Annotated in this window: 18 protein-coding genes; 13 read left to right on the top strand and 5 right to left on the bottom strand. The window is 36.4% G+C overall.

Annotation, left to right across the window (positions count from 1 at the left end; genetic code table 11):
- Nucleotides 1–2: 2 nt before the first annotated feature.
- Together LC457_RS13115 and LC457_RS13110 are read left to right on the top strand one after the other, a co-directional pair.
- Nucleotides 3–503 carry a nuclear transport factor 2 family protein gene (locus LC457_RS13115; protein WP_223600279.1) on the top strand — a complete coding sequence of 167 codons (501 nt, stop codon included), beginning with the start codon at nucleotides 3–5 and terminating at the stop codon, nucleotides 501–503.
- Between the two features lie 4 nt (nucleotides 504–507).
- A complete protein-coding gene (locus LC457_RS13110) occupies nucleotides 508–1,206 on the top strand; it encodes an SAM-dependent methyltransferase (RefSeq protein ID WP_223600278.1) in 699 nt (232 codons plus the stop codon).
- A 165-nt stretch (nucleotides 1,207–1,371) separates the two neighbouring features.
- Here LC457_RS13110 and LC457_RS13105 read toward each other — a convergent pair whose 3' ends face one another.
- The gene (locus LC457_RS13105) at nucleotides 1,372–2,253 is read right to left on the bottom strand and encodes a DUF4349 domain-containing protein (protein ID WP_223600277.1); all 882 of its coding nucleotides are present in this window, start codon (nucleotides 2,251–2,253) and stop codon (nucleotides 1,372–1,374) included.
- 181 nt (nucleotides 2,254–2,434) lie between these two features.
- On the opposite strand from LC457_RS13105, the gene LC457_RS13100 reads away from it, so the two are divergent.
- Nucleotides 2,435–3,502: a DUF2891 domain-containing protein gene (locus LC457_RS13100; protein WP_223600276.1), complete on the top strand. Its 1,068-nt coding sequence runs from the start codon at nucleotides 2,435–2,437 to the stop codon at nucleotides 3,500–3,502.
- Here the strand turns inward: LC457_RS13100 and LC457_RS13095 are convergent.
- Nucleotides 3,499–3,972 carry a DUF962 domain-containing protein gene (locus tag LC457_RS13095; RefSeq protein ID WP_223600275.1) on the bottom strand — a complete coding sequence of 158 codons (474 nt, stop codon included), beginning with the start codon at nucleotides 3,970–3,972 and terminating at the stop codon, nucleotides 3,499–3,501. The two genes, LC457_RS13100 and LC457_RS13095, sit on opposite strands and share 4 nt — an antisense overlap.
- Before the next feature lie 74 nt (nucleotides 3,973–4,046).
- On the opposite strand from LC457_RS13095, the gene LC457_RS13090 reads away from it, so the two are divergent.
- The 7 genes from LC457_RS13090 (at nucleotide 4,047) to LC457_RS13060 (ending at nucleotide 13,332) form a co-directional block, all read left to right on the top strand.
- Entirely contained in the window at nucleotides 4,047–4,892 is an 846-nt protein-coding gene (locus LC457_RS13090; protein ID WP_223600274.1) for an AraC family transcriptional regulator, read from the top strand.
- Between the two features lie 89 nt (nucleotides 4,893–4,981).
- Nucleotides 4,982–6,292, top strand: coding sequence for a TolC family protein (locus LC457_RS13085; RefSeq protein WP_223600273.1), 1,311 nt, complete (start codon nucleotides 4,982–4,984; stop codon nucleotides 6,290–6,292).
- A gap of 22 nt (nucleotides 6,293–6,314) precedes the next feature.
- Complete coding sequence (locus tag LC457_RS13080) at nucleotides 6,315–7,433, top strand: HlyD family secretion protein (RefSeq protein ID WP_223600272.1); 1,119 nt, start codon at nucleotides 6,315–6,317, stop codon at nucleotides 7,431–7,433.
- A 100-nt stretch (nucleotides 7,434–7,533) separates the two neighbouring features.
- Nucleotides 7,534–9,126 carry an MFS transporter gene (locus LC457_RS13075; protein ID WP_223600271.1) on the top strand — a complete coding sequence of 531 codons (1,593 nt, stop codon included), beginning with the start codon at nucleotides 7,534–7,536 and terminating at the stop codon, nucleotides 9,124–9,126.
- 193 nt (nucleotides 9,127–9,319) lie between these two features.
- The gene (locus LC457_RS13070; protein WP_223600270.1) at nucleotides 9,320–11,530 is read left to right on the top strand and encodes a TonB-dependent receptor; all 2,211 of its coding nucleotides are present in this window, start codon (nucleotides 9,320–9,322) and stop codon (nucleotides 11,528–11,530) included.
- 105 nt (nucleotides 11,531–11,635) lie between these two features.
- Nucleotides 11,636–12,448, top strand: a complete 813-nt coding sequence (locus tag LC457_RS13065) for a siderophore-interacting protein (RefSeq protein WP_223600269.1) — start codon at nucleotides 11,636–11,638, stop codon at nucleotides 12,446–12,448.
- A 179-nt stretch (nucleotides 12,449–12,627) separates the two neighbouring features.
- Entirely contained in the window at nucleotides 12,628–13,332 is a 705-nt protein-coding gene (locus LC457_RS13060) for a bifunctional 2-polyprenyl-6-hydroxyphenol methylase/3-demethylubiquinol 3-O-methyltransferase UbiG (RefSeq protein WP_223600268.1), read from the top strand.
- A gap of 37 nt (nucleotides 13,333–13,369) precedes the next feature.
- Here LC457_RS13060 and LC457_RS13055 read toward each other — a convergent pair whose 3' ends face one another.
- The 3 genes from LC457_RS13055 to metG form a co-directional block, all read right to left on the bottom strand.
- Entirely contained in the window at nucleotides 13,370–14,305 is a 936-nt protein-coding gene (locus LC457_RS13055; RefSeq protein ID WP_223600267.1) for a hypothetical protein, read from the bottom strand.
- Nucleotides 14,306–14,606: 301 nt separating this feature from the next.
- On the bottom strand, nucleotides 14,607–15,479 hold the full coding sequence (locus LC457_RS13050; protein WP_223600266.1) for a hypothetical protein: 873 nt from the start codon (nucleotides 15,477–15,479) through the stop codon (nucleotides 14,607–14,609).
- Between the two features lie 64 nt (nucleotides 15,480–15,543).
- A complete protein-coding gene (gene metG, locus LC457_RS13045; protein ID WP_223600264.1) occupies nucleotides 15,544–17,580 on the bottom strand; it encodes a methionine--tRNA ligase in 2,037 nt (678 codons plus the stop codon).
- A gap of 337 nt (nucleotides 17,581–17,917) precedes the next feature.
- On the opposite strand from metG, the gene LC457_RS13040 reads away from it, so the two are divergent.
- The 3 genes from LC457_RS13040 to LC457_RS13030 are packed head-to-tail and all read left to right on the top strand — an operon-like array spanning nucleotide 17,918 to nucleotide 23,394.
- Nucleotides 17,918–20,686: a SusC/RagA family TonB-linked outer membrane protein gene (locus tag LC457_RS13040; protein ID WP_223600262.1), complete on the top strand. Its 2,769-nt coding sequence runs from the start codon at nucleotides 17,918–17,920 to the stop codon at nucleotides 20,684–20,686.
- A 5-nt stretch (nucleotides 20,687–20,691) separates the two neighbouring features.
- On the top strand, nucleotides 20,692–22,272 hold the full coding sequence (locus LC457_RS13035) for a RagB/SusD family nutrient uptake outer membrane protein (protein WP_223600261.1): 1,581 nt from the start codon (nucleotides 20,692–20,694) through the stop codon (nucleotides 22,270–22,272).
- Between the two features lie 18 nt (nucleotides 22,273–22,290).
- The gene (locus tag LC457_RS13030; RefSeq protein ID WP_223600260.1) at nucleotides 22,291–23,394 is read left to right on the top strand and encodes a SusE domain-containing protein; all 1,104 of its coding nucleotides are present in this window, start codon (nucleotides 22,291–22,293) and stop codon (nucleotides 23,392–23,394) included.
- Nucleotides 23,395–23,422: the final 28 nt, after the last annotated feature.

The following is a 23,422-nucleotide window of genomic DNA, read 5'->3' as shown; positions in this document are numbered from 1 at the left end:
TCATGAAAAAACTGCTGTTACTGCTCCTGGTAAGCTTTAATTTATCTTTTGCCCAAACCAAAGATGAAATAGAAATCCGTAAAGTAATGGATGACTTTATGGAATGTATTAAAACCAGAGATAAAGCCAGATATCTCTCTTTATTTCAGGAACCTGTACTTTGGACTGGAATTTACAAAGACAGGACGTATGCTAAACGTTTAGAGAAAAATCCTAAGGCAGACTACTACTTTGCTGATGATTATAAAGCTTTTATCAAAAGTTTTAAAGATGATAAATCTGAAGAGAAATTTGACAATATTAAGATTGTGGAAGATGGAGCAATAGCTTCTGCCAATTTCGATTACAGCTTTTGGTACGACGGTAAAATGGAAAACTGGGGAAAGGAGATCTGGACACTGATGAAGATCAACGGAACCTGGAAGATCACTTCCGTTACCTTTTCTATGGACCTTACAAAATATTTTCCGCAACCTTCATTAAACGAAAGAACTAAAAAATAATACGATGCTTTTTTTACTCCCTGCTTACTTATCAGAAAACACTTCTATCAACCACTTTTCGCCTGTTTTGAAAGATTATATCATGCAGACAGACTATTTCTTTGTGGAAAATGAAAAAACAGCAAGAAAGGTTGTTAAATTTTTTGCCCCGGAAAAGAAGCAGGCTGATCTGAAGTTGTTTTTATTGGACAAATACACGGAAAATGCGGACATCAAAGAAGCTCAGGAGTTGATGCTGAAAGGGCAGGACTTCGGATTGTTATCAGAAGCGGGATTGCCTTGTATTGCTGACCCTGGAAACCTGATCGTTAAATGGTGTCATGAGAAAAACATCAGAGTAATCCCTGTTTCAGGACCTTCATCCATTATTCTGGCTTTGATTTCCAGTGGATTTAACGGACAGGAATTCACTTTCAATGGTTATCTTCCTATTGATAAGGGAGAGAAAAAGAAGCACATCATGAATCTTGAAGGACTTGTTCAGAAAACCGGATATTCGCAGATTTTCATGGAAACACCTTATAGAAACAATCAGCTTTTTGAAGATCTGTGCAAGTTTTTATCACCGAATACCAAGCTCTGTATTGCGGCCAATATCAACGACCCGGAACATGAATTTATAAAGACAAAATCTATAAAAGACTGGCAGAAACAGAAGCCGGAACTTCATAAAATTCCTGCGGTATTTGTACTTGGAAAATAGTAGCATATGGCAGAATTGCCGTGATATAGCTATTTCACTTAAAAATATTTAACAGCTCTTAACAAGACTATTGCATTATTCTTGTTTTTTAAACTATACTGGAAACAGTTTAAATGTTGATAATGCAGTGAAAACCCGGGCATCGAAGATGCCCGGGTTTTCATATTAATTTTTATCTTTTTTGCCAGATTTCCATTTCCTCCAAAAGAAAATAATAAACGGAATGATTAAAAAGAAGGGCCAAAGAGAAACTATTCCGAGCATAAAGCTTACAAAACTGTTCCAACCTTCCGTTACCGAATCTACAAAACGGCTTCCAAAACCTATTTTAGAGGTTGCTGAACTTCTCACTTTTTCTTTATATAAATTTAAACTTAAAGTGCTGTAATTCACACGGTCATCAATAAAACGAAGTCGGCCTTCTGCCACATCAATTTCATCTTCAAGCTCGCGGATTTTTTCCTGAATTTCAAGCATATCTTTAGTCGTGGCAGCACTTTTAAGCATGTCCCGATACTTTTCAAGATAGATTTTTTTGTTGGCAAGTTTTATCGATACATCAGTATACTCTTCCGTGACATCATTGGATGAAATGTTTTTGGATAAAACAGAACCGACTCCGTCTGAAAATGAACTGATAAGAGCATCAAAATTTTTATGAGGAACCCTGATGATCAGGTTAAGATTATCATCCATATCCGTATTTTGAAAATCCTCTTTCTGAATATAAGCATTGTTTTTCTTTAAGATATCATTCACCTGACGCTGAGCTTTTTTAATATCGCCCACCTGGATCTTCATGTCACCGTTTTTGATTATTTTTCTGGAAATAGTGTCAGTTTTCTTAGAGGTAGAAGGCTCTTTGTTAGATTTGTTTTCGTCTGGAATCAGTTTTTCAGATAGAGAAGGAGGTGGAGGTACGGGAGAATATGATTTCTCTTCAGTAATAACTTCCATCAGATCTGCCTTCACTTCCTGTTTGGCCACTCCTGATTTATTACAATTGATAAGAATAAGTCCTGATAAAAGGAGAATAATTTTTTTCATGGGATAGTTTTTTATGGATGTGATCAAAAAGTGTGCTTAAAAGTAATCCTATTTCAAATTTATTTGAAATTTTTAAATAAAATATTAAAACACAGGCAGGAAATCAAAAAATTAAATCAAATGATCTCAAAATCGGTCCGGAAAATTGTTGAAAACAGTAAATAATTTCTATTTTTAATTCATGAAAAAAAGTCTTTTAGCATTTGTGTTTTCTCCATTTCTGATGTATGCCCAGAAAGTTCCGAAACTTACAGACGAAATGGCGATGAAATTATCTGACAAACCACTTCACTGTATCAATCAGGAATATCCGAATAAAACAGCGCATATCATCAATAATGCAGGCGAAGTTCCTTTAACTCCAAAAGATCTTCACCCTAGTTTTTATGGGTGTTTCGACTGGCATAGCTCTGTTCATGGACATTGGATGCTCACAAGACTTTTAAAAACAAAACCCAATCTTTCCAATGCCAAAGAGATTGAAAAAATTCTGGATGAATCTTTTCAGAAGGATAAATTGAAAACAGAGGCTGATTATTTTACAAAATATCAACTGACAGGAACTTTCGAAAGAACTTATGGTTGGGCATGGATCTTAAAACTGGACGAAGAGCTTATCAACTGGGATCATCCGAAAGCTAAAATATGGCACGAAAACCTGAAACCGTTAACTGATCAGATTCTGAAGTCCTGGAAAACGTACCTTCCAAAACAAACCTATCCAAACAGAACCGGAGTTCATCCTAATACGGCATTTGCAATGTCTTTTGCCTTAGATTGGGCAAGAGCAAATAAAGATAAAGAATTTGAAAGCCAACTGATCGAAAAGGCTAAATACTTTTTCTTAAAAGAACAGAAAACACCTGCTTATCTGGAACCGGACGGATCGGATTTCTTTTCGCCAAGTCTTGAAATTGCTGATCTGATGCGCAGAGTTCTTCCTCAAAAAGAATTTGTGCAATGGCTGAATGCTTTCTACGAAAAAAGAAGTCTGGAAAATGTTGAAAAAATTCCTGTGGTAAGTGATCTTAGCGATTATCAGACTGTTCACCTTGTGGGATTATCATTTTCAAAAGCATGGTGTATGAAAGGAATTTCCAATGCACTTCCTGCCAATCATCCACTGAAAAAAGATTTCAGGAAAACAGCAGATGTATTTCTTGCCAATGGATTACCGTTACTTTTTCAGGGGAATTATGGTGGGGATCACTGGCTGGCAAGTTTTGCAGTGTACGCCCTTGAAGATTAATATCTGATTCCTGTTTTTTTAAGAATAAAACCTAACAGCCAGATTGGGCCTATCAGCAGAAATTGAAGATCTTTGAGGAAGGACGGCTTTTGTCCTTCTATTTTATGACCTATCAACTGAAAAATCCAGGTAATAATGAATACAGAAAGATAAACGATCCATGATTGTTTACCGAAACTGATATTGGCCAGATAAATAAAATGCTCCATAATAAGCATAATGACAGTCATAACAATAGCGATCAAAAGAGAAAGCCTGATATAGAATAAAGTAACAAGAAAAATCACAATACAGCTGATGATACTGACACATCCGAAATAGGAAGCACAGAAATGAGGAGCGGGAATGAGGGAGGCAAAACCCAGAATCGTCCAAAAGATTAAAGGCACACAAATCCAGTGAATGAACTTGTTGGTAGCGTTTCTATGGCTTTTACTGTATTCTGCAAATAATAGATCAACCTTTCTCATACTGACAGGAAATTGGATTGATGCTAAAATAATAAAATTTTGTAATCACTGGTAAGATTGCTTACATTTGTCATATGTCTGCCCTAGAAAAATTCGGAGTTGATATTTTTACGGAACGCAATATTTTCGAAAGAATAGCTGTGGATAAACCTTTTCGTCCCGATAATCCTGCTTTTATTTTTATTAAATCAGGAACTATAAAACTTCGGCAGCACTTCAGTGATCTGGAAGTTTCCGCCAATATGTTTATGGTAACAGATCCGCAAACCATCTATGAAGTGGTTTCTGTGACCGATGATTTTCAGTCCCGCATGGTTTCTTATAAAAGAGAATTTATTTCTGCTCTATCATTGAAATTTAACCGTTTGATTACCTATCGTTATTTCAGACAACAGATGAATAAAGGAGTTCCTTTTCCTGAAGATGAGATGGAAGTGGTCTGGAAAAGTGTCAATTTCCTGAAGTATATTTTGGATTCTGAAACAGAAATGCTGTACAAGAAAGAAATGGTAGAACATCTTTTCTCTGTTTTCTGCTACCAGATGGCCGGGATTATTTCCAAGGAAGACAATAGTTCTATGAATCAGATGTCCAGACAGGAAGAGATTGTATTTGTATTTCTTACCGATCTTGCAGAACATCATCTTACAGAAAGAACCGTTGAGTTTTATGCCGAACGGCAGTCGATTACAACCAGACATCTTTCTTCTGTGGTGAAGACTATCACAGGTAAATCTGCAAGTCAGATCATCGCTTTAATTGTTATTAATGAGGCGAAAGTACTCTTAAACTCTTCCAATAAACCGGTTTCAGAGGTTTCTTCTATTCTCGGATTTAGCGATCAATACTCGTTTTCTCACTTTTTTAAGAAGCATCTGGAAGTAAGTCCTACACAGTACAGGCATCTGTTCGAAAGCTAAAATCTTACATTTGAACATCTTTTTCCAAAAATCAAACATTTGATTGATTTTGTTGTTGCCCTAACTTTGCATCTGTAAAACAAGGTAAAATGACAAAGAAAATAAAAACAGCACTATCAGTTTTGATAGCCGCTTTTCCCGCGCTGTTTTTTTCACAACAGATCAAGCAGATGACCGCAGGTGAGGTGGCGGAACTCGCTGTTCAGAACCATCAGCAGCTTAAAGTGTCTGCACAGAACATAGATATTGCAAAGCAAAACACGAATGTTGTTAAACTTCAAAAACTGCCCACTATTACAGCTTCTACAAGCCAGTTCTATTTAGGGGATGCAGTAGCAATTGACAAAGATTTTTCAAATTCTACAAAAGTTCCGATGCCGCATTACGGAAGTTCATATGCTGTACAGGCTACACAACTTATCTTCAAAGGAGGATTGGTGAATAAGTCTGTTGAAATGGCAGGACTTCGTGAGCAGCTTTCTGAACTGGACTTAGAGAAAAATAAACAGGATGTAAAGTTTTTGGTAATTTCCAATTATCTGGATGTCTATAAAACGATCAACCAGGAAGAAGTATTTCAGAATAATAAAAAACTGGCACAAGAACGTTTGAAAAATATCCAGAAGTTCTATCAGCAGGGGATGGTAACCAGAAATGAAGTAATTCGTGGAGAATTGGCCATCAAAAATCTGGATCAGGGAATTCTGACACTTTCCAACAATAAAAAAATCCTTAATTATAATTTAAATATTGCTTTAGGTTTATCCTCGGATACAGAAATTGTTCCTACAGAAAACTTAGAAAATAAAGAATCGGGGATAGGCATGGATTATTATACAGACCTTGCTCATGAGAAAAACCCATTGCTTAAATCTGCTCAAAAAAACATTGATGTTGCAGATAAAAACATTGAGATCATAAAAACCGATAATGCGCCTACCGTGGCCGGATTTGGAGGCTATACCCTGCAAAGACCCATTACCACCAGAAATCCTGTTTTGGATATGTATTCCGGAGGATGGCAGACAGGAGTTTCTTTGAGCTATAATATCGATACACTCTTTAAAACGAAAGAAAAAGTAAAATTAGGTGAATTGCAAAAGAACCAGGCGAATGATGCCATGACTCTGGTACAGCAGAATGTAGATATGGGAGTGAATGCAGCCTATACAAAATATCAGGAAGCCATCCAGCAGGCGGATATTCTGAATGATTCCAAAAGACTGGCAGAAGAAAACTACAAGATTACGGAAGCCAAATATCTGAACCAACTGGCAGTACAGGCAGAAATGATAGATGCCCAGAACCAGAAACTGCAATCAGAGCTAGATTATGCCAACGCTGAAATCAATGTTTTGTATCAGTATTATAACCTTTTGAAATCTACAGGAACACTTTAATTTTTAAAACTGAAAATCAACAATGGAAAACAAGGAACAAAACACTCAAAATACGACACCAACTCCTGCTGCACCAAGCGCAGAGAATAAAAAAAAGAAAAATAAAACCAATAAAATAAGAGCTATTATTTCCAATATTATTGTCTTTCTGGTCATTGGCTTTGGATTATTCTGGCTGGTACGAAATTATTTCCATATCGGAAGTAAAACCTATACAGAAGCCGCGCAGGTAGAAGAATTTATCAATCCGATTAATACAAGGGTTTCTGCTTATATCAAAGAAATTAAATTCATCGAACATCAGCATGTAAAAAAAGGAGATACACTCGTTATTCTGGATGACCGTGAAATTATTACCCAGTTGGGACAGGCTGAAGCCGCCTACCAGAATGCGATGGCACAAAGAACAGCAACGAGTTCCTCTGTGAATACCGTTTCCAACAATATCAATGTGATGCAGTCTAATATTGCAGGAGCAAAAGCCAGACTATGGAACGCAGAACAGAACTTAAACAGATACAGAAATCTTTTGGCAGCTGAAGCGGTTACAAGACAGCAATACGATCAGGTAAAAACTGAATATGATGCGCAAAAGGCGGCTTATGAAACGCTGGTGAATCAAAAACAGTCAGCAAACCTTTCCACTACTGAAGTGAAAAGCAAACTGGGAATAAACGATGCGGAAATCAAAAGAACGAAATCTGCATTGGATATGGCTAAGATCAACCTTTCCTATACAGTGATTACCGCACCTTATGACGGCGTGATGGGAAGAAGAACCCTTTCTGAAGGTCAGCTGATCCAGCCGGGACAGCAAGTAGCAACCATCGTTCTGAATGGTCAGAAATGGGTAACAGCTAACTTCCTGGAAAGCCAGATGCCCAATATTAAAATTGGTGAGAAAATATCCATGACAGCCGATGCTTTAGGAGGTAAAACATTTGAAGGAGTAGTGACTGCTGTTTCAGCTGCTACCGGATCAAGATATTCAAGTGTGCCGACAGATAATTCTACCGGAAACTTCATTAAAGTACAGCAGAGAATTCCTGTAAGAATAGAGTTTACAGCTTCCAACAAAAAAGAAGACCTGGATAAACTTAGCGCAGGAATGAACATGAATGTGAATATTAATAAAGACTAAAAGATGGAAGATATCAGATTCCGGACATTATGTTGTGGAAAGTTAAGGTTGATGTTGAAAGTCTGCCATCTGATATCTGAAATCTATTACCTAAAAAATCATGTACAACAAAGGATTATATAGCGATTGGGTACCGAAACCCGTACAGCTGCTGCTGATTGTATTGCTGCTTGCCGTGGTAATGCCTATCGGTGGGGTTTATACTGGGAATATCAGTTATCTGACAGGAGGTACCGGTGCCATGACAGAATACTTCATGTGGGCCAACTATGCTACAACAATAGGAATGGGGGCCTGTATGCCCATTGTTCTCAGAATGAAAATGAGATTCAAAGTAAGAGATAAGATGGTGGCTTTACTGGTGATTCTCGCATTTCTGAACTTTGTGAATGCAACAACCCTGCAGCCTATGATTTTTGTATTTACTTCTCTGCTTATAGGGTTTATGAAAATGATGATCACGATAGAACTGTTTCTTCCGCTGATGATGATGATCGGAAACCGGGGAATGTTTTACGGTCTGTTCTATACATTTGTTTTGGTGATGAATCAGGTTGCGACTTATTATGCTGCTGAAGTGGCCGTTTCTTACAACTGGCAGCAGTTTTATATTCTGACATCGGTTTTATGTATGATATTGGCACTTATCCACTGGATTTTTATGCATGATAAATACTTTGCCCTGAAAGTCCCATTACATTATATCGACTGGCTGAGTATTCTGCTTTTTATCTCCACTTTCATGTTTTCAGCGTATGTATTTTCTTTCGGAAAACAGCAGGACTGGCTGAATTCAAAGAATATCGTCAATGCAAGTATTGCTGCTTTTACAAGTTTTGCATTACTTACCATTCGTCAGTTGACGCTGAAGAGACCTTATCTTTCATTTAAAATATTTGCAAAGAACAATGTACAGCACGGTTTGTTTATGTTAATCTGGCTGGGAATGTTTTTAGGAACAGCATCTATTCAGAATACTTTTGCGGTAGGAGTGCTGGGATATGACTCGGTGACGAATGCGAAACTCAGTATGCTGATGATTCCCGGGATTATTCTGGCAGGAGTGATTGCTGTATTTTGGTTTAAAAAAGAGAAGCCGCTGAAAATGTTCATCTTTTCAGGATTTGCAGCGATGATGGGATATGCAATTATCATGTACTTTTCCATGGTACTGGAATTCAATTATGACAACTGGTATCTGCCGATGTTTCTGAAAGGTTACGGAATGTGTGCATTATTTATCTCGGTGTGGTTTTATACGTTGGATAAACTTGAAATGGATGATATGCTGGCTGCGATCGGGCTTGTTCTGGTTTGGAGAACTTTCCTTGCGGTAGGGCTTTTTTCAGCAATTTATTCATGGTTTCAGTACCATTTCCAGGTGATTGCCATAGGAGATCTTGCCGTTTATATGGATGGGATGACGATTACACCTCAGAATGTTGCTTCCAATATGAAAGCAATTCAGCTGAATGCTATTATTATAGCAGGTAAAAAACTGTTCGGATACATTATTTTGGCCGGTCTTGGCGTATTGATATACGTTCTTACTCATCATTTTGGAAGAGAACGTTTCCAGTATTTAAGATTTATCAGAGTTCTTGGCGGTAAATCAGTTATCGCGAGAAGACGACTTCGTGAAAGAAAAAAATTACTAGAAGAAATAAAAGATGCTGCAGGGCCTGCAGTATAAAAGAAACCTTGTTTTTCACTAGTAGAATCCCGGATCTGTAAAGGCCGGGATTCTACGCTTTTTATAACGTGTAAATTCCCGGGAAAACAGAAGTTAAAATAGTAAAATAAGGGAAAATCTCATAGTCTCTTATTTTTATTCTTTCTAAATAAGAATTATCTTTGTGAGATTATAAAACTTTGAAGTAGAAAGAATGAAAAAGCAGTATGCGTTCATAGGTCTTTTGATTTCGGGAGTGATGATTTCCCAGACAGTGAAAGATTCTATTGCCTCTAAAGGTATTGAAGATGTGGTGATTGTAGCGTCCAGAAAACCTACAAAAATCTCTGAAGTTCCGGGAACCGTTTGGGTAGTACAGAAAGAAAAGATTCAGGAACAGGCTAAAAGCGGAGTTCCCATCAAAGAAATGTTATCGATTCTGATTCCCTCTATGGATATCGGTCCACAGGGAAGAACCAACTACGGGCAGAATATGAGAGGCCGTTCAGCGCTGGTAATGATCGACGGAGTTTCTCTGAACAGTATCCGCGCAATAAGCCGTCAGCTGGATGCCATTGATCCTTTTAATATTGAAAGAATTGAAGTTCTTTCTGGAGCAAGTTCAATCTATGGGGGAAATGCTACCGGAGGGATTATCAATATCATTACAAAAACACCTTCCAAAAAAGGAATCAGTGGAGAAACAGAACTTGGAGTGCGTACAGGTTTTATGGGTAAAGACGACCATGATTTCCGTGCCGCTCAATCCATTGCTGCCAAGGGTGATAAGTTCTTCGGAAGGCTAGGAGTTGCTTATCAGCAGAACGGAGGCGTGTATGGGGCAGATCAGAAACAGCTTTTTACAGATATTACACAAACGGACCTTCAATACAACCAGTCGATTGACATTTTGGCTACAGGTGGATATCAGTTTAACAATAAACATAAAATAACAGCTTCCCTTCAGTATTACAATTCTAAATTTAATGGCGACAGAAGTTTATTTTTAGGTGAGAATTTAAGTGCTTTCACTACCAAAAATGCTTCATTACTTGAAATGAGAGATGGTTTCTCTTCCGATAAAAACGTAGGTACAGAGCGTTATATGGCAACAGTAGCTTATAATGCAAACGGAATTTTGGGCGGTCAGGACCTTTATGTGCAGCTGGCAACCCGTGGTGAAAAATTAGGATTCTATCCATTCCCTGGAAATGTTACATTACAGTCAGGAAGAATACCTTATATGTCCTCTTCTCAGCAGGATACTTATTATTCCGGGATTAAAGCTTTACTATCCAAATCATGGCGTGGATTAAACGTTACCTATGGGGCAGATTTTGATTTTGAGAAGTTTGAAGGAACACAATCCGTTTATGATATTGCCAAAACAATGTCCAGCGGAGGTTTAGTGAATGAGACAAAATACAGCCTGGGAAGATATCCTACCAACCACTCACAAAGCTATGCAGGATATGTTCAGGCAAAATATAATATTCTTCCAAAACTACAATTGAATGCAGGAATCCGTTATCAGCATATCAACGTAAAAATGGACGATTTTGTCGGTTCCGAACAGCAGACACAGGTTGCGATGGGATATGGAAGTTCGGCATCTGCAATTCCGGGTGGTGAAAGTTCCTATAATGTGACATTGGCTAATGCAGGATTATTATACAAGTTTAATGAGCAGCACCAGGTTTGGGGAACTTTTTCTCAGGGGGCAAGTTTAGCCGATCCTGCCAAGTTTTACGGAATCGGGCAATATAAACTTGTGGGGACCAACTGGGATGTTGTATCCAGTATCAATGTAAAAGAGCAGCCGCTGCAGGCGATCAAAACCAATCAGTTTGAAGTAGGATACCGTGTAAACAGAGGTGGTTTAAGAGCCCAGGTTGCTGGATTCCTGAGTACTTCTGATAAAACAGTTGCCGTAGATAAAAAGACCTTCCAGATTCTCGTGAATGATCTTAAATTAAGAAATATGGGAATTGAAGCTGAGGTTTCTTATTCCTTAAGCAATGGCGTTTATTTCGGAGCAAGCGGACTTTTGATTAAATCTGAAGTTGATAATAAAGGAGAATGGCAAAAACAGGAGATTTACAATGCTTCTCCTTCAAAATTGGTAACCTATATCGGGTATAATATTAAAAACTGGTCATTCAGATTCCAGTCGTTACAGAATTTTAAACAGAAAGACGAGCTTAATAATGTGGTGGAAGGCTACAATACTTCTGATCTGATGATGGGATACAGATTTCATTTTGGAAAATTCAATTTAGGAATCCAGAATTTGTTTAATACAGATTATCAGACCATTTGGAGCAAGCGTTCCCAGGTTTTATATTCTACCTACGGACTTCCGGAATTGTTTAATTATAAAGGAAGAGGCAGAACATTCAATCTTTCTTACACTTTTGAATTTTAAAAGTACGATTAAGGTTTAAGTGCCTTGATCTGAAAACATATTATATTTCAAATCCGGTTTCTGAGATTGATCGGAAACTGGATTTTAATTTTTAAAAAATCAGTTATGGCTAAAATTTCAACAGGGCAGATTGTTGCCGAAGTCACCAGAAAAGAATACATTACTGACCATTTTATCAGAGTGTATTTATACTCACCGGAAGTTCAGGTATTCAAAAATACTATGGTGGGGGACAATAATAAGATTGCAGTTCCTCCGGCTGGATTGAACGAGATTCATTTCCCCACACTGGACGAAAACCATCAGTGGGTGTATCCACCAAAAGAAGTGGCTCCATCCATCAGAACTTATACTCACAAAGGAATTGATCTGGAAAAAAATGAACTGATCATAGATTTTGTAGATCATGGAGACGGCGGTCCGGCCTCCAAATGGGTGAGGGAAGCTGAAGCAGGTTCAAAACTGGGTGTCATGATGCGTTTGGAAGGAAAAGAACTGTATCCTGCAGCAGATTGGTATTTGTTGGTAGGTGATGCTACGGCCATTCCAGTGATCAGTGCTATTTTGGAAACACTTCCTTCAACAGCAAAAGGAATATGCATTATTGAAGTTCATGGAAAGGAAGATGAACAACTGCTTGAAACGAAAGCTCAAATTGATTTTAAATGGTTACACAATGCACAGCCTCAGATCAGCAGTGAAATTTCAAATGCAGTAAAAAGTATTGAGATTCCGGAGACTACAAAGTTTGGTTATGTAGCTTGTGAATTTTCAAGTGTGAAAGAAATCCGTACTTATCTGAGAAAAGAAAAAAACTGGACCTCACAGGAATTATACGCTTATTCTTACTGGAAAGCAGGCGTAGCAGAAAATGAATCTCAGGCAGACAGACATAAGGAGAAGGATTCGATGGAGTAGAAGGCAGGGATTTTGAGTTTGAGAGTGGGAGGGTTTGAGAGTTTAAAGTTCAAGGTTTAAAGTTGTAAGTACACCACACCTCGTACCCCGAAACCCGCACTCCGCATCTCGCAACCCGAAACCCGCAACATTCAACCAAAAACTTTGAATATTGAACTCCGAACTATTATCTTTGCACTATGAAAGATTTAATGGGCAGAGCGATCTGGGATTATTACCACAATGACAATCCTGAAGATCTGCAGACTGAAACATCAATTTCTGAACTGGATGAACTTCCGGTAGAATATTTATTCAGAGATTTTGAAGAAATGAATGATATTGAGCAGAAAGCATTGGAATTATCTGAAGGGAAAGTCCTGGATATCGGAGCTGGAGCAGGTTCTCATTCTTTATATCTTCAGAATGAAAGAAATCTTGAGGTAACCGCATTGGATATTTCACCAAAATCTATTGAAGTCTGCCAGCTGAGAGGCATTAAAAAAGCAGTTTTTGAAAATATGCTTGACTTTTCAGGGGAGACTTTTGACACGGTTTTATTATTGATGAACGGTACCGGTGTTTTTGAAAGCCTTGCGAAAATTGATACCTATCTTCAGAAATTATATACTTTGTTAAATAAAGGAGGACAAGTTCTGATCGACAGCACGGATATCCTGTATATGTTTGACCGTGATAAAGATGGCGGAGTGTATATTCCTGCAGGCGGATATTATGGAGAGCTGGATTACGTAGTTCATTATAAAGGTGAATCTGAAGAACCAATTACCTGGCTGTACCTTGATTTCAACACTTTGAAAAATGCAGCTAAAAATAACGGCTTTAAAATAGAAAGAGTTTTGAAGGACGAAGATTCTTATTTGGCAAAGCTTACCAAAAAATAAAATAGCTCAGAGATTAGTCTCTGAGCTATTAACTTTATTAACTTACATTTTCATAATACGTTTGGTACACTATCATTTCTATTTCTTCATCACTTAAACATGCGACTTTATCATGTAAATAATCAGACTTAAAGTCAACCATTAATCTTGGATATTTATTATTCCATTCACCTAAGGTTTGTTTTGAAATTGGAAAATGATTCTTGATGTCTTTACTTAGATGTTGCCCATCCTTTCCAGTAGGGAATATTCCTTTTAGAAGACTAGGGTCATTAAGAATATATTCTCTAATAGCAAATCGATAAAAGCAAGAAATAATATTTTTTGAACCACCTCTTAATCTAACAATATTCTTAGGAATAAGTATAATAGGTTTACTATCAAAGATTGGTAAGTCTACGAATTTAGACTCCCATTCTCCGTTTTCAAAATTCCAAATATCCTTTTGAAGAAATGTGTGAGTTTTTAAATTGTGTTTTCTACATTCTTCAATTGTAAAATCTATTAAGACTTGTTTTACAATTTTAGTAGTTATATCCGAGATTCTGTCTTCTCCAACTCTATCAATGAAAAATTCAATGTCTTCAAGATTGGTTACATGGCTGTTTGTATTATTAATTAAGCTAAATAGCTCTCTAATAAATTGAGGTTTTAATTTATTCCCAACAGAATTACCACTTTGTTTTTTTTCAGAAAAACCAAGATGAGTTTCTTTAGGTTCAGCTAAACCTCTCATTAATTTAAAAACCTGACTGAAATTTTCTTTTTTTATTTCAGCAATAAGAACACCCCAGTATTTTCTGAGGTATTTGTCCATTTCTTTAGAAAACTTATCTGAATTGTAAGAAACAAGTCTTGGGTCAAGAAATAATAAATTATCTTTTTTATGTAGATTGATATCAATAAAATCTAGTTGGTTTTGTTTTTTCTCTAAACCAAAAATAAAAGAGAAATTGTGTAAATTTAAAATCATAATTAACTATATTTAAATATTAAAAAAATGTTAGCTAGTATGCTAACTGTAAAAAAAAACTTTGTTAAAATCTTAAAAATATTTTGTCAATTATAAATTTAGTTATACATTTGCGGAAGGAAAAACGATTAATGATTTATTAAGAGCATTAGATGACAAGTCTTTTGCTCATAAATCTTTGTAAAGGTGCAAAATTTATTTAATATAACCAAATAAAAAGGGTGTTTTTTTATTTGATCACGTGTATCTATCTGGTTTTCAATGGTAAAAATTTACTCAGAGTGTTGTTTTCTTACTGTATTTACCAAGAAATAATTAACGACAAGTCATTGCGAGCTGAAAGCGAAGCAATCTCAACAAATAATACATTGTCATTCTGCGAACAGGATGGCAATTTTTGGTTTTTGTACTTTTCTCTAGCCCCGATAGTAACGGTTACCCCACAGCATGTAGTTGGCTCCCGGGCTAGGCGCGAGGAGTAAAAGTGGATAGCGGGAAAAAGCTCCTTATTATTGTCTGAAAAGATGGATGGCTCTTGAAACGGATAAAAAGAAAACCATTCCTGAAAATAAAAATACATCAGAACAGTGGTTCCGGCACATAAAATCACTGGAAGAATATAAGATTCTGCACGGTAAGGAAGTTTTTTGGGAGTTGCTAAAACACTGATGACAAGTAAACCCAAAGCACCTACTGCAATAACTCCAATTTCGGGACTGTATCTGGAAGTGGTACCAAAGTCAAAATGGGAAAGCAGAACGTATTTTTGAAACATAAAAAAAAGAAAACCAAATGCCAGTGCTAAGAAACTTGCAGGATATTTTTTAAGTTTAACTAAATTAAGGAACAGTAAAATAGACCCCGGAATCGGAGAGAAAAAAACGGAGCTGACAAAAATAGTCCTTCGGGAATAAAGTTTAAGAGCCTTCGGATCTTCTGTGATATGGTCTTTCCAGACTTCTACCTCTTCTGTATGTTTTGCTTCCTCTTCTTCTTTTTTATTCTGAATTAATTGCTGAACAGTTTCTTTTTCCTGTTCACTGAAAATACGTCCTCTTTCTTCCAGAATTTCAAAAGCGATCTGAACGGCTTCCGGAACAAAGCGGTTACCTTCTTTTAAATATTCCTCTAATTCCTGATTGGAAAGCTTTCTTAAAACATTTTTACTGACCATAATCTGTATATAAAAGAAAGGCTGCTTCTAATGAAACAGCCTGTGATCTTTATAAGGATTTTAATTATCCGATCTCAATACCGTTTTCAACATTGCTGTCGTCCGGTGTTACGAAAGATAATTTTCCGTCTGGTTTTGTTGTTAATAATAACATTCCCTGAGATTCAATTCCTCTGATTTTTCTAGGAGCAAGGTTCAACAGGATCATTACCTGCTTACCGATTACTTCTTCAGGAGTGAAACTCTCTGCAATCCCAGAAACAACAGTTCTTACATCCACTCCTGTATCTACAGTAAGTTTCAATAATTTATCTGCTTTTTCTACTTTTTCAGCTTCTGTAATGGTTGCTGTTCTAAGGTCTATTTTAGTAAAGTCATCAAACGTGATCTCTTCTTTCATAGGATTTGCGTTAGGGTTTGTTTTTTTATTGTTTTGTTTTGTATCTTCTAATTTCTGGATCTGAGCTTCAATGACATCGTCTTCAATTTTTGAGAAAAGAAGGGATGATTCATTGATTTTATGACCTGTTTCAATTAATACTGATTGGTTTTCAATTGCATTCCAGTCTTTCTTCTCAACGTTGAACATGTTCAATAACTTTTCAGAGCTGAAAGGCATAAAAGGTTCACATAACTGAGCTAATGCAACAGCTATTTGAGCTCCAACGAATAATGAGTGAGCCGCTTTTTCAGGATTATCTTTAATCGTTTTCCAAGGCTCTTCAGTCTGAAGATATTGGTTACCAAAACGGGCAAGATTCATTAATGCTGTTAACGAATTTCTGAACTCATAATTTTCAAGGAATCCGGAAATTTCTTTTGCAGACTTACTTATTTCCTGCAGTTCAGGGCTGTTCACATCTCCTTGTGGAACAACTCCATCGTAATATTTATGAATAAGAACTGCAACTCTGTTGATGAAGTTTCCGAAGATACCTACCAATTCAGAATTATTCTTAGTCTGGAAATCCTTCCATGTAAAATTGTTATCTTTAGTTTCCGGAGCAGATGAAAGAAGAGCGTATCTTAAAACATCCTGCTGTCCAGGGAAGTCTTCTACATATTCATGAGCCCATACCGCCCAGTTTCTTGAAGTTGAGATCTTATCGTTCTCAAGGTTCAGGAATTCAAAAGCAGGAACATTTTTAGGCATAATATAATCTCCGTGAGCTTTCATCATGGCCGGGAAAATAATACAATGGAATACAATATTATCCTTTCCGATAAAGTGTACCAGGTCACTGTTTTCGCTCTGCCAGTAATCTTTCCAGTCTTTTCCGTTCTTCTCAGCCCATTCTTTGGTGAAAGAGATATAACCGATTGGAGCATCAAACCATACATACAAAACTTTTCCTTCTGCATTCGGAAGTGGAACCGGAACACCCCAGTTCAGGTCTCTTGTCATTGCACGGGGTTTAAGGCCGTCATTCAACCAAGATTTAACCTGTCCGTATACGTTAGGTTTCCAGTCATCTTTATGGCCTTCAATGATCCATTCATTTAAAAAGTCTTCGTATTCGTTTAATGGCAGATACCAGTTTTTTGTTTCTTTAAGAATAGGAACATTTCCGCTAAGCATTGATTTCGGATTGATCAGCTCAGAAGGAGAAAGGGTAGAGCCACACTTCTCACACTGGTCACCATAAGCATTTTCGTTACCACAATTAGGACATGTTCCTACAATATAGCGGTCAGCAAGGAATTCTCCTGCCTGCTCATCAAAATACTGCTCAGAAATTTCTTCTGTGAATTTTCCTTTTTCGTATAAAACCTTGAAGAAATCCTGGCTGGTTTCATAATGCTTTTTAGATGTTGTTCTTGAATATTCATCAAATGAAATTCCCAGATCAGTAAAAGATTTTTTTATGATCCCGTGATATTTGTCAACGATATCCTGAGGAGTAACTCCTTCTTTTTTAGCTCTTATGGTAATAGGAATTCCGTGCTCATCTGAACCACAGATAAACGCTACATCTTTTCCTAATCTTCTCTGAAATCTTGCGTAAACATCCGCAGGAATATAAACACCTGCCAAATGTCCTATATGAACCGGCCCGTTTGCATAAGGCAAAGCTGCCGTAATCATCTTTCTGTTTGACATTTATAGTAAAGTTTTAACTGCAAAGATAAGGAATATCTGTTGAATACCGCTATTGATGGTGTTATTATGATGTAGAATGCAGTTTTTTTAAGGTTGAATATGAATTTAAGTTAAACAGTTGTTTAACTAAATATTAAATTAATCCAAATGTTATGCAATGCATAAGACGTCGCAAATTATTGAAATCTAAAAAACTAACTAAAATCGGTTTCGTAATATACATAATTTTAACTAAAATTATATTAAAATTATGATAATTCTATTTTTTTTTTAAATTGCGAGTCTGGCTACAAGCCAAATTAAGACTGAAAAAACGAAACTATAAAAAAATATGATTGTGAATAATTTTACAACAGTATTGAAAATTGCGCCTGCTTTTTTATTGGCCAGCACAATAATGCATGCGCAGACTAAAGACTCTGTTCCTCAGGAGAAGAAAATTGAGGAAGTTGTATTAATCGGGTATGGAAAGCAGAAAAAATCTGATCTTACCGGTTCTATAACTTCTGTTACGGCAAAAGACTTCAACGGAGGAGCAACTTCTGCCGGACAGCTGATCCAAGGGAAAACACCAGGAGTACAGATTACCAATAACAGTGGAGCCCCGGGTTCCGGAACAAAAATCAGAATTAGGGGTACTTCTTCTTTAAATGGTGAGAATTCACCATTAATTGTGATTGATGGTGTGCCACAGGATTTTACAGGAATAAACGGAGCATCGGATCCCTTATCCCTTATTAATCCAAATGATATTGAAAGTTTTGATATTCTTAAAGATGCTTCAGCTACGGCCATTTATGGTAACAGAGCGTCTAATGGTGTTATCTTAATCACGACTAAAAAAGGAACTGCAGGTAGATTAAAAGTTAACTTTTCAACTCTTACTACTGTTTCTACAAAAATGGATAACGTGAATGTTCTTGATGCCAATGAATACAGATCGTTTGTAAATGATCTTGCAAAAACAAACGCTGCGGTTGCCAATAATGCATCAAGAATGGGTACAGCTAATACCAATTGGCAGGATCTTATTTATCAGAATGCATGGGGAACGGATAATAATCTGGCATTCTCAGGAGGAATTAAAGGCCTGCCGTACCGTTTATCAATTGGATATAATGATCAAAATGGTATCGTAAAGACAAATTCTTTTAAAAGAACATCTGTAGGGTTGAATTTGAATCCTAAATTTTTTGATAATCATTTGACTGTAAATGTAAATGCAAAAGGTACTTTCACTGACAATAGATTTACTGATGATAAAGTAATTAAGGCTGCTACATATTTTGACCCTACCCAACCTGTTTATTCAGGAAATACAAAATACGGAGGGTTTTATGAATGGACAGATCCTAATAATGATATTACCGGTCTTAATGTAAATGGAACTTCTAACCCCGTTGGTCTTTTAAATGGTGTACATGATGTGTCTTCTCTTTGGAGAGGATTAGGAAATATACAATTAGATTATAAGTTACACTTTTTACCAGATTTGCATGTTAATGTAAATGCAGGTTATGACTATTCTAAAAGTAATGGTGCAAAAACAGTGAGTCCTTTATATAGAGCGGGAATTGGTGATTTAGGTACCTATAATCAATATACTATGGAGAAAAAGAATAAGTTGCTTGAAACTTATTTAAATTATCTTAAAACAATTTCTTCAATTTCCACTACTGTTGATCTGACTGCAGGGTATGCATATCAGGATTTTCATACAATCATTCCGGGATCAACTACTTTTAAAGGAAGAGGACAAAATACATTTACCAATGATTTTGAAACGAAAAGTGTATTATTATCATTCTATGGTAGAGGTATTTTTACGATAGCTAATAAATATATTATTTCAGCTTCCATAAGAAGAGATGGATCTTCAAGATTTTATAATGGTACCAGCAGTAATGTTTGGGGGAACTTCCCAGGAGTGTCTGTTGCATGGAAAATTAATGAAGAAAACTTCCTAAAAGATACAGGGATCAATGTTTTAAAATTAAGAGCTGGTTGGGGTAAAACCGGACAGCAAGAACTCCCTACATTAGATACAAATAAGCCAAGAAACTATCCGTCTTATGCTGCTTATAATTTAAGTTTTAGTGGGGCAGAATACCAGTTTGGAGATCAGTTCTTTTTTATGATGAGACCTGAAATCTACAATCCAAACCTGGGATGGGAGATAACGACAACAAAAAATGCTGGTATTGACTTTGGTTTTGCAAAAAACAGAATTACAGGTTCCATTGATGTTTATCAGAAAGACACGAAGGATCTTATAGTAGATTCCCCAATTGCAGCAGGAGATTTAAGTAATCATAACCTTTTGAATGTTGGTAATATGCAGACAAAAGGTATAGAAGCTTCAGTTACATTTGTCCCTGTAAAAAAAGAGAATACAACATGGGAGGTATCTTTTAATGCAACACATTATAAATCCAAAATTACCAAACTTATTAATGGGGCAGATTCTTCATATAGAATTCTGGTAGGAGGAATTGATGGTGGAGTGAATAATACAATTCAGGCTCATACTGTAGGACGTCAGCCTAATGCATTCTATGTATTTCAACAAGTTTATGATGCTAACGGGAAACCTTTGGATGGGATCTATGTTGATAGAAACGGAGATGGTAAGATTGATGTTAATGACAGATATTATTACAAATCAACACAGCCGGATGCTATCATAGGATTTAACACTAAATTCTCTCACAATAACTGGGATATTGGTTTAAGTGCAAGGGCTGTATTAGGTAATTATGTTTATAATAATGCGGCTTCCAACAGTTCTGTTCAATCATTAACAACCAATAATTATCTGCAGAATGTGTATTCTACTGCAGCAGATTACAGATTTTCAAGCCCACAATATTTCTCCGATATTTTTGTAGAGAATGCTTCTTTCTTAAGATTAGATAATATCAACGCTGGATATAATTTTAAAGATGTTTTCTATAAAGGTAGTAATATTAGAGTTTATGCAATGCTTCAAAACGTATTTGTAATTACTAAGTATTCAGGGATAGATCCAGAAGTATTTGGAAATATTGACAATGGATATTATCAGATGCCAAAAGTGTATTCTTTAGGGTTTAACTTTCAATTTTAAGAGAAATGAAACAATTTAAAACAAATATAATAGCTGTTGCAGCATTATTTAGTATTCTTACTGCAACATCTTGTGTGAATGATCTAGAACAGCAACCAATTACGGATGTTACTTCCGCAAGTGTATTTACGGATTTCGCAAATTACCCATTGGCTTTAGCAAAAATTTATGGAGGCTTTGCAAATGGGGGACAGAATACAAACGGAGGGAACTCAGATATTAATGGGATTGATGGTAACTTTTCACAATATACCAGAGTTTTGTATACACTGCAGACACTGCCAACAGACGAAGCTGTGATCGCATGGAATGATGGTTCTTTACAAACTATTCATAAAATGACCTGGGATTCTTCCAGTGAATTTGTGGAGGGAGCTTATTATAGGATTTTTACGCAAATTGCTACCAGTAATGAATTTTTAAGAAATGTAACTGATGAAAAACTAGCATCGAATAATATTACTGGTGCTAATTTGACAGAAGCAAAATATATGCGTGCAGAAGCAAGATATCTTCGTGCATTATCATATTATTACGCATTGGATCTGTTTGGAAATGTACCTTTTGTAGATGAAAGCTATTTGCCAGGTTCAGTTAATCCTCCTAAAAGAATTACTAGAGCAGAGTTATTTAATTTTATTGAAAGTGAACTGCTCGCAGTATCTGGAGACCTGAAAGATCCTAAAGCAAATGTTTATGCAAGAGTAGATAAAGCTGCTGCATGGGCTTTACTGGCTCGTCTGTATCTTAATTCACAGGTTTATAATGGATCTAATCATTATACAGACTGTATTACGTATTGTAATAAAATAATTCAGTCTGGATATTCTTTGAAAACAAAATTTGCAGATTTATTCCTTGCTGATAATGATAAAAATAACCCTGAAGTTATTCTTCCAATTGCATTCGACGGTGTTCATATTCAGACATCAGGAGGTACCACTTATCTGATCCACGCGGGAGTGGGGGGAAGCATGCCTGCTTCAAGCTTTGGGATCAGTGGAGGCTGGGGAGGTTTAAGAACTACCAAAGCTTATGTGAATTTATTTGCAGGATCTCCTTCAGATCAGAGAGGTAATTTCTATACGGATGGACAGAATCTTGAAATTAATGACCTAGGAGTCTTTACGGATGGTTATGGATTTGTTAAATACAAAAACCTTACAAGTGCAGGAAAACCGGGATCTGATGCTGCGGGAAATTTCTGCGATACAGATATTCCGTTATTCAGGCTGGCTGATGTATATTTAATGTATGCAGAAGCTACTTTAAGAGGAGGAAGTGGTGGAAATGCTGCTACTGCTCTTGGATATGTAAACGCTCTTAGGACACGTGCGGGAGCAGGAACTGTTGCTTCAATTAATACAGACTATATACTGGATGAGAGAGGACGAGAGCTTGGATGGGAAATGACAAGAAGAACAGACCTTATCCGTTATGGTAAATTTACGACTGCTTCATATTTATGGCCTTGGAAAGGAGGAGTGAAAGACGGAAAAAGTGTAGAAGACTATAGAAACCTTTATCCTATTCCTGCAAAAGATATTATTGCTAATCCAAACTTGGTTCAAAATCCTGGATATTAATTTAAAAAATTGATTACAATGAAAAATTTATTTAAAATATTTACACTTCTTGTTTTAGGATTTTTGGTTGTTTCCTGTGAGAAAGATGAAGATAGAGCAGTATTGGGAAAGCCTTCTGCATCTAGTCTTACTTCAGATAAAACAAGTTTGGTTCTACTTAAAGATAATGCTTCACAGGCTGCGGTTACATTTAGTTGGAAAGCTCCGGATTATGGTGTTGCGGTTGCGCAGAAGAATCAACTTCAGATTGCTGTTAAAGGAACAAACTTTGCCAGTCCAAAAAATGTGGATTTGAATGATGGAGCTACTAAAGTAACCTTTACGGTAGCAGATTTCAATAATTATGTATTGGATGCAGGATTAATTCCAGAAACTGCAGCTGATGTTGAAGTGAGACTTTCTTCAAAACTGGGAGAGAATGCTGCCATCGTTTCAAATGCAGTTACTATTAAGGTAACACCTTATACTACTGCTTACCCTTCATTTTATATTGTTGGAGATGCATCGGCTGTAGGTTGGAATGCAACAACAGCACAACTTCTTTATAAAAAAGATAATTATTCTACAATCTATACTTATCTGGAGAATGATAAATCATTTAGATTTTTGGGACAGCAGGATTGGGGCCCTCTCAATTATAGTTTAGATACAGCAGGAATGAGTTATAAGTATTTTAAAACCTGGTCAAATAATTTAGTGGCATCACCAGCTGAGAATATTAAGTTTACGGGAGCAACGGGAATGTATAAAATAGTTATTGATGCAGATGCTACACAAAAATCAATTACTGTAACTCCGTCACCTATTAATAATTGGAATCCGGCAAATATGTATCTGGTAGGTACTATTAACGGATGGAATGCTGCTACGGCTATTTCAATGAATAGTTTAGGAAATGGAAAATTTGAATATACAATAGCTCTTCCGGCAGCTTCTGAATTTAAATTTCTTGGTCAGCAGAGCTTTGGTGATTTAGATTGGGGTAATATAACAGCTGACGGGAATACAGGATATTTGGGACCAAAAGGAAGTAATGGAAATATCAAATTTGATGGTACAGGAGGAAATTATAAAATTACTGTAGATGTTAAATTAGGAGTTTATACAATAAAACCATTATAATAGATTAATCTGATAATAAAGCAAAGTG

Origin of the sequence: Chryseobacterium sp. GVT01B (assembly GCF_019970045.1) — a bacterium.
Lineage (GTDB): Bacteria > Bacteroidota > Bacteroidia > Flavobacteriales > Weeksellaceae > Chryseobacterium.
The sequence above is the reverse complement of the archived record's forward strand: the minus strand, read 5'-3'. Positions and strand labels throughout refer to the sequence as shown.

Bases quoted from the DNA above. Each gene is read 5' to 3' on its own strand.
- LC457_RS13115 (WP_223600279.1), top strand. From the start codon at position 3: ATGAAAAAACTGCTGTTACTGCTCCTGGTAAGCTTTAATTTATCTTTT.
- LC457_RS13110 (WP_223600278.1), top strand. From the start codon at position 508: ATGCTTTTTTTACTCCCTGCTTACTTATCAGAAAACACTTCTATCAAC.
- LC457_RS13105 (WP_223600277.1), bottom strand. From the start codon at position 2,253: ATGAAAAAAATTATTCTCCTTTTATCAGGACTTATTCTTATCAATTGT.
- LC457_RS13100 (WP_223600276.1), top strand. From the start codon at position 2,435: ATGAAAAAAAGTCTTTTAGCATTTGTGTTTTCTCCATTTCTGATGTAT.
- LC457_RS13095 (WP_223600275.1), bottom strand. From the start codon at position 3,972: ATGAGAAAGGTTGATCTATTATTTGCAGAATACAGTAAAAGCCATAGA.
- LC457_RS13090 (WP_223600274.1), top strand. From the start codon at position 4,047: ATGTCTGCCCTAGAAAAATTCGGAGTTGATATTTTTACGGAACGCAAT.
- LC457_RS13085 (WP_223600273.1), top strand. From the start codon at position 4,982: ATGACAAAGAAAATAAAAACAGCACTATCAGTTTTGATAGCCGCTTTT.
- LC457_RS13080 (WP_223600272.1), top strand. From the start codon at position 6,315: ATGGAAAACAAGGAACAAAACACTCAAAATACGACACCAACTCCTGCT.
- LC457_RS13075 (WP_223600271.1), top strand. From the start codon at position 7,534: ATGTACAACAAAGGATTATATAGCGATTGGGTACCGAAACCCGTACAG.
- LC457_RS13070 (WP_223600270.1), top strand. From the start codon at position 9,320: ATGAAAAAGCAGTATGCGTTCATAGGTCTTTTGATTTCGGGAGTGATG.
- LC457_RS13065 (WP_223600269.1), top strand. From the start codon at position 11,636: ATGGCTAAAATTTCAACAGGGCAGATTGTTGCCGAAGTCACCAGAAAA.
- LC457_RS13060 (WP_223600268.1), top strand. From the start codon at position 12,628: ATGAAAGATTTAATGGGCAGAGCGATCTGGGATTATTACCACAATGAC.
- LC457_RS13055 (WP_223600267.1), bottom strand. From the start codon at position 14,305: ATGATTTTAAATTTACACAATTTCTCTTTTATTTTTGGTTTAGAGAAA.
- LC457_RS13050 (WP_223600266.1), bottom strand. From the start codon at position 15,479: ATGGTCAGTAAAAATGTTTTAAGAAAGCTTTCCAATCAGGAATTAGAG.
- metG (WP_223600264.1), bottom strand. From the start codon at position 17,580: ATGTCAAACAGAAAGATGATTACGGCAGCTTTGCCTTATGCAAACGGG.
- LC457_RS13035 (WP_223600261.1), top strand. From the start codon at position 20,692: ATGAAACAATTTAAAACAAATATAATAGCTGTTGCAGCATTATTTAGT.
- LC457_RS13030 (WP_223600260.1), top strand. From the start codon at position 22,291: ATGAAAAATTTATTTAAAATATTTACACTTCTTGTTTTAGGATTTTTG.